Raw genomic sequence first — 15,385 nt, 5'->3', positions numbered from 1 at the left:
CCGGGCCAGCTCCCGTCAAGCGTGGGCCAGGTCGCCCCAGAAAGGCCCCCATCGCCTCCTGAGCGGGATGAGGTCCCACCGAAACCAGGGTGGGGAAAATTCGTTGGCCCGAAATGGGGAAAAGTTCGGTGCCATTGACACACGTGCACCTCGTCGTGCAGGCGCCGCAGCCAGCGGCGCAGCTCCTTGCGCACCTTGGCGTCCAGCGCGCCAAAGGGCTCGTCGAGCAGCAGCACCTTCGGCTCCACCGCCAAGGCACGGGCCAAGGCGATGCGCTGGCGTTGCCCGCCCGACAACTGGTGCGGGTAGCGGTCGGCCAGCCAATCCAACTGCACCAGTTTGAGCAATTGCATGACCTTGCTCTGGATCTCGGCCTCGCTCGGGCGCTGGGCCTTGGGCTTGACGCGCAGGCCGAAGGCGACGTTCTCGAAGATGCTCATGTGCGCGAACAGCGCGTAGTGCTGGAACACGAAGCCCACGTTGCGCTCGCGCACGTCGGTGCTGGTGGTGTCTTCGCCGTGGAACAGCACGCTGCCGGCATCGGGCACCTCCAGGCCGGCCAGGATGCGCAGCAGCGTGGTCTTGCCCGAGCCCGAGGGGCCCAGCAGGGCGACGAGTTCTCCGGCCGGGATGTCGAGGTTCAGGTGGTCGCACACCACCGTCTTGCCAAAGGCTTTTTGCAGGTTGCGAACTTCGATGCTCATGCCTGCACCCCGTTCGACGACACGGTTGACCGATCCCCCGAGGGGAGGGCGTGGCGGGCGGCGTGGAGCCGTCCATCCACCGCCTGAGCGGACCTGCTCGGGAGCGGCCCGGCGCTCGGCCCGCGTTGCTGCTGATCAGGCATGTTGGGACTCCTTCATTTGGTGCTTCACGCGCTGCTCCACCAGGTACTTCAGCACCAGGGTGACCAGGGCCAGGCCGGCGAGCAGCGAGGCCACGGCAAAGGCGGCGGCGAACTGGTATTCGTTGTAAACAATCTCGATGTGCAGGGGCATGGTGTTGGTTTGCCCGCGGATGTGGCCGCTGACGACGCTCACGGCCCCGAACTCGCCCATGGCGCGGGCGTTGCACAGGATGACGCCGTACAGCAGCGCCCACTTCACGTTGGGCAGGGTCACGCGGCGGAAGATCTGCCAGCCGCCGGCGCCCAGCACGCGGGCGGCTTCTTCTTGCTCGATGCCCTGCGCCTGCATCAGCGGGATCAGCTCCCGCGCCACGAAGGGGAAGGTCACGAACACCGTCGCCAGCACGATGCCGGGCAGCGCGAAGATGACCTTCAGGTCGTGGTCGCGCAGCCACTCGCCGAACCAGCCTTGCAGGCCGAACACCAGCACGTAGATCAAGCCGGCGATGACCGGGCTGACCGAGAACGGCAGGTCGATGAGGGTGAGCAGCACGTTCTTGCCGCGGAACTCGAACTTCGCGATGGACCACGCAGCAGCGACGCCGAACACCAGGTTCAGCGGCACGCTGATGGCGGCGGCCAGCAGCGTGAGCTGGATGGCCGACAGGGCGTCGGGGTCCACCAAGGCGGCCAGGTACACGTCCCAACCCTTTTTCAGCGCCTCGTAGAAAACGGTGCCCAAGGGCACGAACAGGAACAGGGTCATGAACGCCAGCGCCAAGCCGATCAGGCTGCGGCGCACCCAGGGCGGCTCGCTGGTGGCGCCGCGCAGCGAGATGGGCGCTTGCCCGGTGCGCGCCGGGTTGGGCGTTGGCGGGGGAGAACCCACGGCGGGGTCGGGCAAGGGGCGGGCGATCTCGGTCATGCCACGCCTCCCTGGCGACGCCGTGCCCAGGCTTGCAGCAGGTTGATCAGCAGCAGCAGGGCGAAGCTGGTGAGCAACATCACCACCGCGATGGCGGTGGCGCCGGCGTAGTCGTACTGCTCCAGCTTGGTGATGATGAGCAGCGGCGTGATCTCGCTGACCATGGGCATGTTGCCGGCGATGAAGATGACCGAGCCGTATTCGCCCAAGGCGCGAGCGAAGGCCAGCGCGAAGCCCGTCAGCAGGGCCGGGGCCACGATGGGGAAGATCACCTTGGAGAAGGTCTGCAGGCGGCTCGCGCCCAGGGTGGCGGCAGCTTCTTCCAGTTCGCGGTTCACGTCCTCCAACACGGGCTGCACCGTGCGCACCACGAAGGGCAAGCCGATGAACACCAGCGCAACCCACACACCCAGCGGCGTGTAGCTGACCTTGAAGGGCAGGTACTGACCCAGGCTGCCGTTCTGGGCCCAGATGGCCGTGAGCGCGATGCCGGCGACGGCGGTGGGCAAGGCGAAGGGCAGGTCCACCATGGCGTCGACCACGCGCTTGAACGGGAAGCGGTAGCGCACCAGCACCCAGGCCACGATCAACCCGAACACCACGTTCAGCAGCGCGGCCAGGAACGATGCGCCAAAGCTCAGGCGGTACGAGGCCAGCACCCGCGGGGTGGTGGTGGCCTCCAGAAACTGCGCCCAGGTCAAGGTGAAGGTCTTGAGAAAGGCCGCCGACAGCGGAATGAGGACGATCAGGCTCAGGTACAGGAGCGTGAGGCCGAGCGCCAGGTCAAAGCCGGGCAGCACGGTGTGGCGCTTGAGCAGGGCGCGGGACAGCAGCATGGTGGGGTCGGGGGGTCAGCGTTTGGTGGCCAGTACGATCTGGTCGTAAATGCCGCCGTCGTTGAAATGCAGCTTCTGCGCCTGCGTCCAACTGCCGAAGACCTCGTCCACCGTGAAGGTTTCCACCTTGGGGAAGCGCTTGGCGTGCTGCGCCAGCACCTTGGGGTCGCGCGGCCGCAGGTGGTGCTGGGCGGCGATGGTTTGCCCGGCGGGGGAGTAAAGGAACTGGAGGTAGGCCTCGGCCTGCTTGCGCGTGCCCTTTTTGTCGACCACCTTGTCCACCACGCTGACTGGGTTCTCGGCCAGGATGGTGCGGCTGGGATAGATCAGTTCGAACTGGTCGCCGAACTCCCTGACGATCAGCGGCGCTTCGCTTTCGAAGGTCACCAGCGCGTCGCCCAGGTTGCGCTGTGCGAAGGTGGTGGTGGCGCCACGGCCGCCACCATCCAGCACCGGCACGTTGGCAAAGATGCGCGTGACCAGGGCGCGCGCAGCGTCGTGGCTGACGCCGTTTTTCACCGCTGCGCCCCAGGCGGCCAGGTAGGTGTAGCGGCCGTTGCCGCTGGTCTTGGGGTTCGGGATGATGACGCTGACGCCGGGACGGCCCAGGTCGCTCCAGTCGCGGATGTTCTTGGGGTTGCCCTTGCGCACCAGGATGACCGACACCGAGGTGGTGGGGGCGCTGTTGAAGGGCAGGCGCTTGGCCCAGTCCTGCGGCACCAGCCGGCCCCGCTCGAACAGGATGTCGATGTCGTTGGCCTGGTTCATCGTGATCACGTCGGCCTCCAGGCCGTCGGCCACGCTGCGGGCCTGGCGGCTCGAACCGCCGTGGCTCTGGTTCAGGGTCAAGGTTTCCCCCGTCGCCTTCTTCCAGTGCGCCGCGAAGGCCACGTTGAAGTCTTTGTAGAACTCACGGCTGACGTCGTAGCTGACGTTCAACAGCGTCGGTCCCGAAGCCCCAGCGGCGCCAGCCACCATCCCCAAGCCCACGGCGATCCATGCACGCCAAGCCACACGACGATTCATCAACACAAGAACTCCTGGACTGCCCACGATGGGCGGGTGTGAGCAACGGACTCTAGAAAGGCGCCGCCGGGTGCGCCACGAAGCGATTGGCGGCTGCTGATGCGAAAAACAAATGAAAGGGCCGGTCGTGCGACGCAGCGACCGGCCCTGGGCGGCGGCGGGGCTGTTTACTTCTTGGTGAAGATGCGATCGAACACGCCGCCGTCGTTGAAGTGCGTGGTCTGCGCCTTCGTCCAGCCGCCGAACACGTCGTCGATGGTGAACAGGTTCACCTTCAGGTTGAAGGTCTTGGCATGCCTGGCGGCCACCTGCGGGTCGCGCGGGCGGTAGTAGTTCTGCGCGGCCAGCTCCTGGCCTTCGGGCGTGTACAGGTATTCCAGGTAAGCCTGCGCCACGGCGCGGGTTCCCTTGCGGTCCACGTTTTTGTCCACCACGGCCACCGGCGGCTCGGCCAGGATGCTGAGCGACGGCACCACGATCTCGAACTTCTCGGGCCCCAGTTCCTTCACCGCCAGGAAGGCTTCGTTTTCCCAGCTGAGGAAGACGTCGCCCACGCCGCGTTCGGCGAAGGTGGTCAGCGAGCCGCGGGCACCGCTGTCCAACACCGGCACGTTCTTGAACAGGTCGGCGACGAACTTCTCGGCCTTGGCCGCGTCGTTGCCGTTCTTCTTCAGGGCGTAGCCCCAGGCGGCCAGGTAATTCCAGCGCGCGCCGCCGCTGGTTTTGGGGTTGGGGGTCACGACCGCGACGCCGGGCTTGACGAGGTCGTCCCAGTCCTTGATGCCCTTGGGGTTGCCTTTGCGCACCAGGAACACGATGGTGCTGGTGTAAGGGCTCGCGTTGTGCGGCAGGCGCTTTTGCCAATCGGCCGGAATGAGCTTGGCCTTGGCGTGCAGCTCGTCCACGTCGTAGGCCAGGGCCAGGGTGACCACGTCGGCGTCCAGGCCGTCGATGACCGAGCGGGCTTGCTTGCCCGAGCCGCCGTGACTTTGCTTGACGCTGACCTCGGTCCCAGTCTTCTTCTTCCAGTGGGCCGCAAAGGCCTTGTTGAAGTCCACGTAGAACTCGCGCGTTGGGTCGTAGCTGACGTTGAGCAGGGTCACGTCCTTGGCCCACAAGGCGGGGCTGGCCACCAAAGCGGCGGCGGCGCTTAGGGCCACGAGGGTGCGGCGGGTGAGGGTGGTGAGGCGGGGCGTCGGCATGTCGGTCAAGGTCGGGCAGTGAATCGAGCCCTCATGCTGCCCGGGCCCGCCTCGGCCGACTACGAATCAATCCGCAACTGCAGATGCCGAACGTGCGGGCGCCGCACGCCGGGTCATCGGCGCCCAGCGGAGCTCGCCCAGCCGCTGCCATACGCCCGTGAGCACCCCGCAGGCGAGCGCGGCCCACAGGCTGTGGCTGACGAAATGCGCCCCACGCGCCCACTGCCCGAACGACCCAAGCAGGCCGGCCAGCAACACGCCCGCCAGCATCCAACGCTGCACCCCGGGCGTGCGCCACCAAAGCCAGACCAGGGCGAAAAACGCGAAGCTGCCGGCCGAGTGGCCGGAGGGGAAGCAGCGCCCCGGTCCTCCGTCGCCGACGCCCCACTCCCAGTGCGACACCCACTGCGCCACGCTGCCGAATTCGGCCAGGCTCCACGGGCAGCTGGTGCGACTGACGCTCTTGAGCGCCGGCACGACGAGCACCGCCAGCAGCACGCCGGCCAGGGCCCAGGCGCGCTCGCGGCGGCTGGGGCCGTCGGCGGGGCGCCATGGGCGCCAAAGGTCGTACAGCATCCAGGCCAGCACCATCGCGCTGACCCAGCGCAGGCCGTTGTGCAGCACCTGCTCGGCCCAAAACGCGTTGCGGGCCGCGAAGCCTTGCGCGTCCCCGAACCAGCGCGCCACGGCCAGGTCGCCCGAGGTGGCGTCCCAGGCCAAGATGGCCGTCAGCGCCCAGCCCAGCAGCGTCGCCGTCGGCTGCCAAGCCGTTGGCGTTGGGCTCATCCCGGCGCGGCTCATGGGTTTTGGCACGGGCGCATCAGGTCCCACTGCGGGTCGTACAGCTGGGTGCGCACGTCCACCAAGGTGAGCACGGTGTGGAACAGGTGGTCGTGCTGCGGGGCCGTGGTCTTGCTGGGCAGCGAGCGCAGGCAGTCCTGCGTCCAGCCTCGCGCTTGCGCGAAGCCCGGGCTCAGGCCCAGCAGCATCGGTACCTCGGTTTGCTCTCGCGGCGCCACGGCGTAAGGCAGGCCGTGCAAATAGATGCCGCGTTCGCCCAGACTTTCGCCGTGGTCGGGGATGAAGATCAGGGCGGTGTCGACGTTGGAGGCCGATTTCATCGTCTGCCACAGTTGCGCCAGCAGGGCGTCGGTGTGGCGCAGCGCGTTGTCGTAGGCGTTGACGATGTCGACCCGGCTGCAGCGTCCCAGGTCGTCGTGGGCGCAGTACGGCTGGTAAGGCGTGGCGCCGGGCGGCACGCGGCGGTGATAGGCCGGGCCGTGGTTGCCCAGCATGTGCAGCACCCACACCTGGGTGCCCTGGGCTTGGGCCAGGTCTTGCGCCAGGCCGTGCAGCAAGGCCTCGTCCCGGCACTGGCCCTTGGGGCACAGGGCCGGGTCCAACGGCAGCTCCGAGGTGTGCTCGATGGGCAAGCCTTCGCAAACGCCCTTGCAGCCGCTTTGGTTGTTGCGCCACCGAACGCCCACTCCGGCCTGGTGCAGCACGTGCATCAGGGACAGCTGGCGACGGATGCGGTCTTCGTCATAGTCGCGGCGCCCGATCGGGGCGAACATGCAGGGCAGCGAGCTTTCGGTGTGCGTGCCGCAGCTTTGCACCACCGGGAACAGCGCCAGGTCGGGCAGGGCACCGGTCAGCGGGGCCGTGTTGCGGGCGCTGCCATCCAGGCTGGTGTGGGACCCCCAGTTGGCCGAGCGCACGGTTTCGCCCACCACCAGCACCAACACGCGCGGGCGGGTTTGCGCTTGCCAACTGGGCCCGGGTTGGGCGTCTTGGCCGATGGGCTCGCGCACGCGGCGCGCTTCCTTGGCCTCGTTGAACAGGCTGCGCGGGGTGGACCACAGTGGCGCAGCGGGCAAGATCTGGTAACGCAGGGCCTTGTGGTTGCGCATCAGGCTCGACACCGGCTGGTACACGCTGAACAGCAGCACCAAGAACGCCAGCACCGCCAGCAGCCATGTGCCCGAGCGCCGCAGCGGGCTGCGCCACCACGGCCCGCTGGGCGGGGTCATCCGCACCTGGCTCAGGAACCACCACGCCGGCACCGCTTGCACCAGCACGTGCGTCAGCATCGAGAGGTTGAGCAACTCGCGAGACTCCGTCCAATGCGTGCGCAGCACGTTGCGCAGCATGTCGGGGTCGATCACCGCCCCCACCGATTGCACGAAGTGGCTGCTGACCGCCGCCACCAGCACCATCACCGCCAACACCAGGCGGCCACCGTACCGGGTGACCAGGGGCGCGACCAACACGAAGTGCAGCAGCGCCAGCATCAGCCCCAGCACCAACATCAGGCTCAGCGAGGCGCCCTCCATCGCGTTGCGAGCCCCCACCAAGAAGCTGCGGTTGGCGGTGAGCGACCAGTACAGGCACAACAGGCCGATGACCGCCTCAGGGGGCAAAGAGATCGGCGGCGCCCAGCGCGATGCGCGGGCGGTGGTGGTGGGCAGAGCAGACATGCGGCATTCTGAAAACCCAGCCTGAAGCGATCCTGAAGCGATCCTGAAGCCGGCCTGAGGCGCTCCCTGCCCGCCACGTCGGCTCCAGCTCGGCTTCAGCCGACCGGGGCATGATGGCGGGATGCGTGTCTTGTTGATCGAAGACGACCGGATCTTGGGCGAAGGCCTGCGCGACTTCCTGCGCGCCGATGACCAGGTCGTCGACTGGTGCACCCGCCTGGACGAAGCCCAGGCGGCGGTGCAGGGCGAGCCCTTCGACGCCTGGCTGGTGGATTGGCAACTGCCCGACGGCTCGGGCTTGCAGTGGCTGGGGCGCCAGCGCGCGGCGGGTGCCACCACCCCGGCCCTCATGCTCACCGCCCGCGATGCGGTGGCCGACCGCATCCAGGGGCTCGAGGGCGGGGCCGACGACTACATCGTCAAGCCCTTCGCCCCCGAAGAATTGGCTGCGCGCTTGCGCGCCTGCGTGCGCCGCCACCAGCCGCGCCGGTTGGCGCTGGCCGGCGGTGTGGCCTTGGATTGGGATGCGCGCCAGCCTCGCGTGCATGGGCAGCCCGTGGCCTTGACCGCCCGCGAGTGGGCGGTGTTGGAGGCCCTGGCGCGGCGGGCTGGACGCTGGGTGGCCAAAACCGACCTGGAGGGCTTGGTACTCGGCTTCGATGGGGCGCAGGCCACCAGCAACGCCCTGGAGGTGCACGTGTCCAACCTGCGCCGCAAACTGGGTCGAGACTGGATCGAGTCGCAGCGCGGTCTGGGCTACCGCGCGGTGCTGGCATGAAGCGCCTGCCGAGCATCGTCGGCGAGCTGGCTTGGATCGTCGGCGCTGGTGCCCTGGCCGGCGCCCTGGCCCTGGGCGTGGCAGCCCTCAGCACCGTGCACGACGAGGTGGATGAGTTGCTGGATGACGCCCTGCGCGCCAGCGCCGAGGGCCTGGCTCCGTTGGTGGCTCGCTTGCCCCGGCCATCGCAGGACGAGCCGCCCACCGTGCACCAAGCCGGTCATTTCGCCTGGGTGCTGTTGGACGCCCGCGGTGCCGTGCGCCAGCACTCGGCCGATGTGGACGCCAGCCCCCTGTTGCTGCAGGCGCCTCGAGCGGGCTTCAGCGACTTGGCGCATTGGCGTGTGTATGGTCAGGCCGTGGGCAGCCAGGGCGATTTGCTGCTGGTGGCCCAGGCCCGCGAGGAGCGTCACGAGGCCCGCAATGAGGTGTTCATCAACGTAGGCATGACCTACTTGGCTGTGGCCTTGGTGGTGCTGCCCCTGCTGGTGCTGCGCACGCGGCGGGCTCTGCGGCCGCTGGAGCTCATGTCGGAGCGGCTCCACCGCGTCGCCCCCGAAGACCTGCAGCAAGACTGGGGGCTGGGCCCTCCTGAGCGCCGCGAGTTGGCGCCGGTGCACCAGGCGCTCGAGGGCCTGGGCCAGCGCCTAGCGCAACGATTGCAGTTCGAGCGCGCCTTCGCCGCGCAGGCGGCACACCTGCTGCGAACCCCGTTGGCAGGCATCGACGCCCAGTTGGCCGTGGCCCTCAAGGAGCACCCCGAACTGCACCGTTTGGCCCAAGTCCGCTCGGCCACCACGCGATTGCAGCGACTGGTCCTGGCGCTGCTGCGCCTGTTCCGCACCCAGCCCGAGGTGCAGGCAGCGCCACTGGACGCGCGAGCCCTGCTGTGCGAACTGCTGCCGCCGGGCCTGGAGTTGCTCGACGGCCCGCCGGTCTGCGTGCGCGCCGACGCCGAGCTCTTGGCTGCGGCCTTGCTCAACCTGGTGGACAACGCTCAACGCCACGGCGGTGCGCTGCTGCGCCTGCAACCCAGCGGCCCCAACGGCCTGCTCTTGCAGGACGACGGCCTGGGCGTGAGCGATGCCGAGCGTCAAGCCATCTTGCTCGCCCTGCAGAGCAACACCGACCAAGAGCACCGGCTGGGTTTGCGCCTGGCCGACTTGGTGGCTCGCGCCCACGGCGGGCGCCTGCTGCTGCCCCCCACCCTGCCTGGGCAGGGCTTCACCGTCCAACTGGAACTGTCGGAACCATCCGCATGAGCTTGCACGCCCCCCAAAAGAGTCGTGGCGGTATCGCCCGCGTCTTCAAAGCTTTTCGTTACTCCCGTCAAGGCCTTCAACAGGCGGTGACGCACGAGGCCGCCTTCCGTCAGGAGTTGGCCCTGTGCGCCGTCTTGTTGCTGGCCGTGCCTTTCGTGGCCACCACGGCTTGGCACGCGTTGGCCTTGGTGGCCGTGATGCTGTTGGTGCTGGTGGTGGAGCTCATCAACTCCGCCGTCGAGGCCCTGGCCGACGCGCTGAGCACCGAGCTGCACCCGTTGCTGGGCCGCGCCAAGGACTTGGGCAGCGCGGCCGTGCTCCTCAGTCTGTTGCTGGCGGCCGCGACTTGGGGCGTGGCCCTTTGGGAGCGGTTCGGGCGCTGATCAAAAGTGGATGCCGCGCATCATCTGCTGCAGCGCGACGGCCTCGGCGCTGAGTTGCGGTTTGCCGCCCTTGCCCCCGCCTGAACCCTGCGCCGCGTCGCTGTCCGGGAACATGCGGAAGCTGGTGTTCATCACCACCTGCGCCAGCCGTGGTGCCAGCGCGTGCAGCATCTGGCCCGTGATGCCCAGCCGGGTGGCGATGCGCACCGGCTTGGCGATGCAGGCCTGGGCCACCAAGTCGGCGGCGTCTTCGGGGCTCAGCGTGGGCACGTTGTTGTAGAGCTGGGTGGGCGCGATCATCGGCGTGCGCACCAGCGGCATGTTGATGGTGGTGAAGCTCACACCGGTGTCGGCGTACTCGCTGGCTGCGCAACGCGTCCAGGCGTCCAGTGCTGCCTTGCTGGCCACGTAGGCACTGAAGCGCGGTGCGTTGGTCAGCACGCCGATGGAGCTGATGTTCACCACATGCCCCTGGCGCTTGGCCGCCATGCCGGGCAGCAGGCCCAGGGTGACCCGCAGGCAGCCGAAGTAGTTCAGCTGCATCGTGCGCTCGAAGTCGTGGAATCGCTCGTAGCTGTTCTCGATGGCGCGGCGGATGGATCGACCGGCGTTGTTGATGAGGAAGTCCACCCCGCCCAGGCTCTCGTTCAGCCAGGCCACCAGAGCGGCGCACGACTCCGGGTCGGCGATGTCGGCGCTGCGGGCATGCACCTGCGCGTCGGCTGCGGCCACGGCTCGGATCTCCTCGGCGGCTTCAGCCAGCTTGGCCTCGTCGCGGGCGCAAATCACCGTGATGGCTCCAGCCTCGGCGAACTTCTTGGCCGCGGCCAGGCCAATCCCGGAACTGCCGCCCGTGATCAGCACCACCTTGCCGCCCACGGCGCCGCGCAGCGAGCGGTCGATGTGCAGGTCGGGGTCGAGATGGCGCTCCCAGTAGTCCCAAATGCGCCAGGCGTAGTCGTGCAGGTCTGGGCAAGCGATGCCGCTGCCCTTGAGGGCCGCCGTGGCTTCGCGGCAGTCGAAGCGCGTCGGGTAATTGATGAACTGCAGCACGTCCTCGGGCAGGCCGATGTCTTTCATCAGCGCGTTCTTCACCCGGCGCACCGGCGCCAGGGCCATCAGGCTCTTGGTCACGCTCTTGGGGATGAAGCCCAGCAGCGCCGCGTTGATGAACACATTCATCTTGGGCGCGTGCGCGGCGCGGCCAAAGATGTCGAGCACATCGCCCACGCGGTAGCCCTTGGGGTCCACGAGGTGGTAACAGGCGCCCTTGCGCGCCGCGTGGTGGCTCAGGTGGTCCAGCGCGTCCACCACGAAGTCCACCGGCACGATGTTGATCCGCCCACCCTCCAGGCCCACGGCCGGGAACCAGGGGGGCAGGATCTGCCGCAGGCGTTGCAGTGGCTTGAAGAAGTAGTACGGGCCGTCTGCCTTGTCGGTTTCGCCGGTTTGCGAATCGCCCACGACCATCGCCGGGCGGTACACCGTCCAGGGCCGCTTGCACTGCGTGCGCACCACCTTCTCGGCGGCGTGCTTGGTGGAAAAGTAGGGGTGATCGAGGTTCTCGGCTTCGTCGAACATGTCCTCGCGGAACACGCCCTCGTACAGGCCGGCGGCGGCGATCGACGACACATGATGCACATGCCCCACCGACAGCGCTTGGCACAGTGCGACGAAGTGCTGCGTGCCGTCGATGTTGGCGCGCACCTGCGAGTCTTCATCGGCCTCCAGGTCGTACACCGCGGCCAGGTGGTAAGCGTGGTCGATCAGGCCCTTCAGGGCCTTTTGATCGGCGGCCGACACGCCGAGCTTGGGCGCGGTCAGGTCGCCCCACACGGGGATGGCGCGTTGGGTGCTCACGCCCCAAAAATCCAGCAGACCCGGCAGCTTGTCCTGGCTGCTCTCGCGCATCAGGAAGAACACCTTGCTCCCGCGCCGGGCCAAAAGCTTCTTGACCAAGCGTTTGCCGATGAAACCCGTGGCCCCGGTGACGAAGTAGTGCATGAGCGGCTCCTGTGCGTGCTGTCGAGGGCCATTCTTCTGCACCCCCACGTCACCCCAAGCCCGTGGGAACCCGCAGGCCCAACCCAGCATCCGACCCGGCGGAAACCCCCGTTTTTCATAGAGGTGAACCACTAGGAATCGATGCGCGCAGTGCGGGGTGACTTCCTATAGTGCCAACACCGTCGCAGGGGTCTGCGGCGTTTCAACCCCTGTGAGGAGAGATTCCATGGTCAAGAAGCTGCAGAAGATGGCCGCGAAGAAGGCCGCTCCGGCCGCTGCGTTCAACCCCGCCGCCCTGTTGGACGGCAACGTGGCCGCCAACGTGCGCGACCAAGCCCAACAAATCTGGGCCGCCGGTCTGGGCGCGTTCAGCAAGGCCCAGGGCGAAGGCGCCAAGGTCTTCGACACCCTGGTGAAGGAAGGCATGACCTTGCAAAAGAAGACCCAATCCATCGCCGAGCAAAAGTTCGGTTCCGTGGCCAACAAGATGACCGGCATGGCTGGTGAAGTCGGCGCCAAGGCCGGCCAACAGTGGGATAAGCTCGAGTCCATCTTCGAAGAGCGCGTTGCCCGCGCCCTCAAGAGCCTGGGCGTGCCCAGCGGCACCGACATCAGCGCCTTGATTTCGCGCATCGACGGCCTGGCCGCCAGCATCGGCTTTGCCCCCAAGAAGAAGGCTTCGCCGGCCACCAAGGCCAAGGCCACCGTGAAGAAGGCCGTTGCCCCTGTGGCCAAGGCAGTGGCGCCCGCCAAGAAGGCGGCGGTCAAGAAGGTCGCCGCGGTGAAGAAGGCCGCTGCCCCGGTCGCCAAGAAGGCGACGGCTCCCGCCAAGAAGGCCGCCACGGAAGCCAAGGCGGTTGTCAAGCGCGCTGCCAAGAAGGTCTCGCCCCCGGCCGAGAAGGCCGTCGAGGCCGCCAAGGAAGCCGCGCAGGCTTGAGGCATTCGGGCCGCATCCGCGGCCTGGTCCCAAGCGCCAACGCCGTGATCGCCCTCGCACCCGCTGCGAACGGCCTCACGGCGTTGTTTCGTTTCACGGGGTAAGTCCGCGCCAGACGGACCGTCCCGACTGCCTACAGTCCAGCCCCCATGCCTCAGCGCTCGCCCCGTCGTTCTACCGCGTCCTCATCTGCTGCACGCCCCCCTCGCATCGGCCTGGCCTTGGCCGGCGGCGGTCCCTTGGGGGCCATTTACGAAGTGGGTGCGCTGTGCGCGCTGGAAGAGAGCATCGAGGGTCTGGACATCACCCAGTGCGAGGGCTTCATCGGCGTCAGCGCCGGCGGCATCATCGCGGCCTGTTTGGCCAATGGCCTCACCCCGCGTGAGCTGGTGGCGGGTTTCATCGAGAACAGCTCGGCCCCGCCCGACCACTTCGATCCCCGCGTGCTGTTGCACCCGCATTGGCGCGAGATTCGCAGCCGCTTGCGTCGCTTGCCCAAGCTCTTGGGCGAGGCTGCGTGGCGGGTGCTGGTGGAGCGTCGCTCCTTGCTGGGCGCCATCGAATTGCTGGGTCAGGCCTTGCCCTCGGGCTTCCTGACCAGCGACCCTCTGGCCGCGCAGCTCAAGGCCATGTTCAGCCTGCCCGGCCGCAGCGACGATTTCCGCCAATTGCAGCGCCGCTTGCTGCTGGTGGCCTCCGACCTCGACAGCGGCGAGGCGGTGGCCTTTGGCACGCCCGGTTGGGACCATGTGCCCATCAGCCGCGCGGTGCAGGCCAGCGCCGCTTTGCCCGGGCTCTACCCGCCGGTGTTGATCGACGGCCGCTACCTCGTGGATGGCGCGCTCAAGAAGACGATGCACGGCAGCTTGTTGCTCGACCAGGGCATCGACTTGCTCTTCATGCTGAACCCGCTGGTGCCCTACCAAGTCAGCCCCAAGGAGCGCCAACTGAGGGCCAAGCCCGGCATCCCCAAGCTGGTGGAGGGTGGGCTGCCTGTGGTGTTGAGCCAAATGCTGCGCAGCCTGATCCATTCGCGGCTGGAGCTGGGCATGCGCAACTACGCGCACAGCCACCCCGACACCGACATCGTCTTCTTCGAACCCGACCACCGGGACGGAGAGCTGTTCTTGGCCAACACCTTCAGCTACCGGCACCGCCGTGAGCTGGCCGAGCACGCCTACCAGAGCACCCGTGCCGACCTGCTGCGTCGCGCGCCCACCTTGGCGTCGCAGTTGGCCAAGCACGGCCTGCGTCTGGACATGGAACACCTGCTCGACCCCACCCGTCGCCTGCTCGATGCTTGGGACACGCCCAGCCGCAGCCCGGCCGAGCGGGCCTTGTTGAAGCTCGACGAAATCCTCACGCTGCTGGAGGCGCGGGCCGAGCAGGCCGCAGCGGCGATGGAGGCCGAGGACAGCTGGGCCGCTGAGGCCGCCTGACCGAAGGGCGCTGCGCCGTCAGCGCTTTTCCAGCTCGATGGCAGCGGCCAGCGGGCAGTGGTCCGACAGGCCCAATTGGGCCTCGCGGCCGTCCTGCGCGGCGAGCGTGTGCGCCAGACGACCCAGCGCATGCTTGGCGGCGCCTGCTGGCGCACGCAGCGGGCCGGCGATCACGATGTGGTCCAAGCCCAAGGGATTGCGGCAGCCCAAGGATTGCGCGCTGCGCAGGGGGTTCAAGGCGTCGCGGCCCAGGTTTTGCGCCTTGTTGAGCCGGCACAGGCCGCCGGCATCCACGTCGCTGCCGCATTGGGCTTCCAGCAGCGTCAGGGCACGGGGCTGTCCGTCGTTGAGTTCGCGCCACAGGCTGCGCACCTTCACGCCCGGGCTGTGTGGGTCCGTGGCGCTGCCGCCGGCGCTGCGCACCGCGGCATCGGCGGGCTCGTGGGCCTCGTGCGAGAGGTTGCGGTTGAAGTCGCCCAGCACCACCATCGCGCTGCCGTCGGCGGCTTCGCGGTCAACCCAGGCCTCCAGCGGCGCCACCTGCTGCTGCAGCGATACGCAGTTGCTCTCCTGGCCGTCCAACCGCCCCCGGCCCTCGCTGGCGCGCTCGTCCAGCGGCGACACGCAGGACGACTTCAGGTGCACGGTCAGCAGCTTGAGGCGCTGGCCGTCCACCTTCAGGGTGAGCGACAACCCTGGCCGCACCTGTTCGCGCAGGGCGCGCTGCGGCAGGCTCAATGGCCATTCGACGGCACAGGTGCCACTGCCCAGGCTCTTCTTCCAGGCGAAGGCCAAACGCTGCACCTTGTGGCCCTCGTAGCTGCAAACCTCGTAGCCCTGGCCCAGGATCTCTCGCGCCGCGGCGGCGCCGCTGATTTCTTGGAAGGCGATCACATCCGCCTGCAATTGATCGCGCAGCACGCTGCCGATGCGGGCCACGCGCGTGGCGTGAGCCGCTTCCGTCACGGGCACGACCGCGCGGTTGGCTTGGTACACATCACAGGGCGGAAGAACGCCGATGTCCCATTGCACCGGGGCGTTGCGCCCCCAGGGCAGCTCCCAGCCGGGCTTGGTGTCGGCCGTGGCGTTGGTCGCTGGCTTCCAAGTGCCGTTGTCCAGCGCGAAGGGGGAGCTGCAGGCGGCGATCCAATCGCGAGTCTCGGCTTGGCTCAGGTGCCAGCCCAGGTTCCAGGTGACGACCTTGAGTGGGGCGGCGTGAGCGCACACCGCCAGCGCGGCGATGGATCCGAAGGTGGCAAGGGCTTTCAT

14 protein-coding genes are annotated in these 15,385 nt (G+C 68.0%); 5 read left to right on the top strand and 9 right to left on the bottom strand.

Annotated elements, in window-relative coordinates; genetic code table 11:
- The 7 genes from O9335_RS09620 to O9335_RS09590 all read right to left on the bottom strand — a co-directional run.
- The coding region (locus O9335_RS09620; protein WP_298387131.1) for a sulfate/molybdate ABC transporter ATP-binding protein at positions 1 to 704 on the bottom strand (704 nt) is incomplete at its 3' end.
- Between the two features lie 135 nt (positions 705 to 839).
- A complete protein-coding gene (gene cysW / locus O9335_RS09615; protein WP_298387128.1) occupies positions 840 to 1,772 on the bottom strand; it encodes a sulfate ABC transporter permease subunit CysW in 933 nt (310 codons plus the stop codon).
- Complete coding sequence (gene cysT / locus O9335_RS09610) at positions 1,769 to 2,608, bottom strand: sulfate ABC transporter permease subunit CysT (RefSeq protein ID WP_298387126.1); 840 nt, start codon at positions 2,606 to 2,608, stop codon at positions 1,769 to 1,771. Before cysT ends, cysW begins: the two co-directional genes overlap by 4 nt.
- A gap of 15 nt (positions 2,609 to 2,623) precedes the next feature.
- Complete coding sequence (locus tag O9335_RS09605; protein WP_298387123.1) at positions 2,624 to 3,634, bottom strand: sulfate ABC transporter substrate-binding protein; 1,011 nt, start codon at positions 3,632 to 3,634, stop codon at positions 2,624 to 2,626.
- Positions 3,635 to 3,801: 167 nt separating this feature from the next.
- Entirely contained in the window at positions 3,802 to 4,836 is a 1,035-nt protein-coding gene (locus tag O9335_RS09600; RefSeq protein WP_298387122.1) for a sulfate ABC transporter substrate-binding protein, read from the bottom strand.
- Positions 4,837 to 4,902: 66 nt separating this feature from the next.
- Positions 4,903 to 5,622, bottom strand: a complete 720-nt coding sequence (locus tag O9335_RS09595; protein WP_298387120.1) for a phosphatase PAP2 family protein — start codon at positions 5,620 to 5,622, stop codon at positions 4,903 to 4,905.
- A gap of 11 nt (positions 5,623 to 5,633) precedes the next feature.
- On the bottom strand, positions 5,634 to 7,313 hold the full coding sequence (locus tag O9335_RS09590; RefSeq protein WP_298387118.1) for a sulfatase-like hydrolase/transferase: 1,680 nt from the start codon (positions 7,311 to 7,313) through the stop codon (positions 5,634 to 5,636).
- Between the two features lie 121 nt (positions 7,314 to 7,434).
- Between O9335_RS09590 and O9335_RS09585 the strand changes: the two genes are divergently transcribed.
- The 3 genes from O9335_RS09585 to O9335_RS09575 are packed head-to-tail and all read left to right on the top strand — an operon-like array spanning position 7,435 to position 9,736.
- The gene (locus O9335_RS09585) at positions 7,435 to 8,091 is read left to right on the top strand and encodes a response regulator transcription factor (protein ID WP_298387116.1); all 657 of its coding nucleotides are present in this window, start codon (positions 7,435 to 7,437) and stop codon (positions 8,089 to 8,091) included.
- The gene (locus O9335_RS09580; protein WP_298387114.1) at positions 8,088 to 9,353 is read left to right on the top strand and encodes an ATP-binding protein; all 1,266 of its coding nucleotides are present in this window, start codon (positions 8,088 to 8,090) and stop codon (positions 9,351 to 9,353) included. The genes O9335_RS09585 and O9335_RS09580 overlap by 4 nt, the downstream gene beginning before the upstream one ends.
- Positions 9,350 to 9,736 (top strand): diacylglycerol kinase, encoded by a 387-nt coding sequence (locus O9335_RS09575; protein ID WP_298387112.1) that lies wholly within the window; start codon positions 9,350 to 9,352, stop codon positions 9,734 to 9,736. Before O9335_RS09580 ends, O9335_RS09575 begins: the two co-directional genes overlap by 4 nt.
- Here O9335_RS09575 and O9335_RS09570 read toward each other — a convergent pair whose 3' ends face one another.
- Positions 9,737 to 11,740 (bottom strand): SDR family oxidoreductase, encoded by a 2,004-nt coding sequence (locus O9335_RS09570; protein ID WP_298387109.1) that lies wholly within the window; start codon positions 11,738 to 11,740, stop codon positions 9,737 to 9,739.
- A 226-nt stretch (positions 11,741 to 11,966) separates the two neighbouring features.
- Here O9335_RS09570 and O9335_RS09565 point away from each other — a divergent pair, with 226 nt between their 5' ends.
- Together O9335_RS09565 and O9335_RS09560 are read left to right on the top strand one after the other, a co-directional pair.
- Complete coding sequence (locus tag O9335_RS09565; protein WP_298387107.1) at positions 11,967 to 12,677, top strand: phasin family protein; 711 nt, start codon at positions 11,967 to 11,969, stop codon at positions 12,675 to 12,677.
- Between the two features lie 221 nt (positions 12,678 to 12,898).
- Positions 12,899 to 14,116 carry a patatin-like phospholipase family protein gene (locus tag O9335_RS09560; RefSeq protein WP_298387105.1) on the top strand — a complete coding sequence of 406 codons (1,218 nt, stop codon included), beginning with the start codon at positions 12,899 to 12,901 and terminating at the stop codon, positions 14,114 to 14,116.
- A gap of 18 nt (positions 14,117 to 14,134) precedes the next feature.
- On the opposite strand, the gene O9335_RS09555 is transcribed toward O9335_RS09560, so the two are convergent.
- The gene (locus O9335_RS09555) at positions 14,135 to 15,385 is read right to left on the bottom strand and encodes a hypothetical protein (RefSeq protein WP_298387103.1); all 1,251 of its coding nucleotides are present in this window, start codon (positions 15,383 to 15,385) and stop codon (positions 14,135 to 14,137) included.

Origin of the sequence: Inhella sp. (assembly GCF_027532025.1) — a bacterium.
GTDB lineage: Bacteria > Pseudomonadota > Gammaproteobacteria > Burkholderiales > Burkholderiaceae_C > Inhella.
Note: the sequence above shows the minus strand (reverse complement) of the source record. Positions and strands in the feature narration are given on the sequence as shown.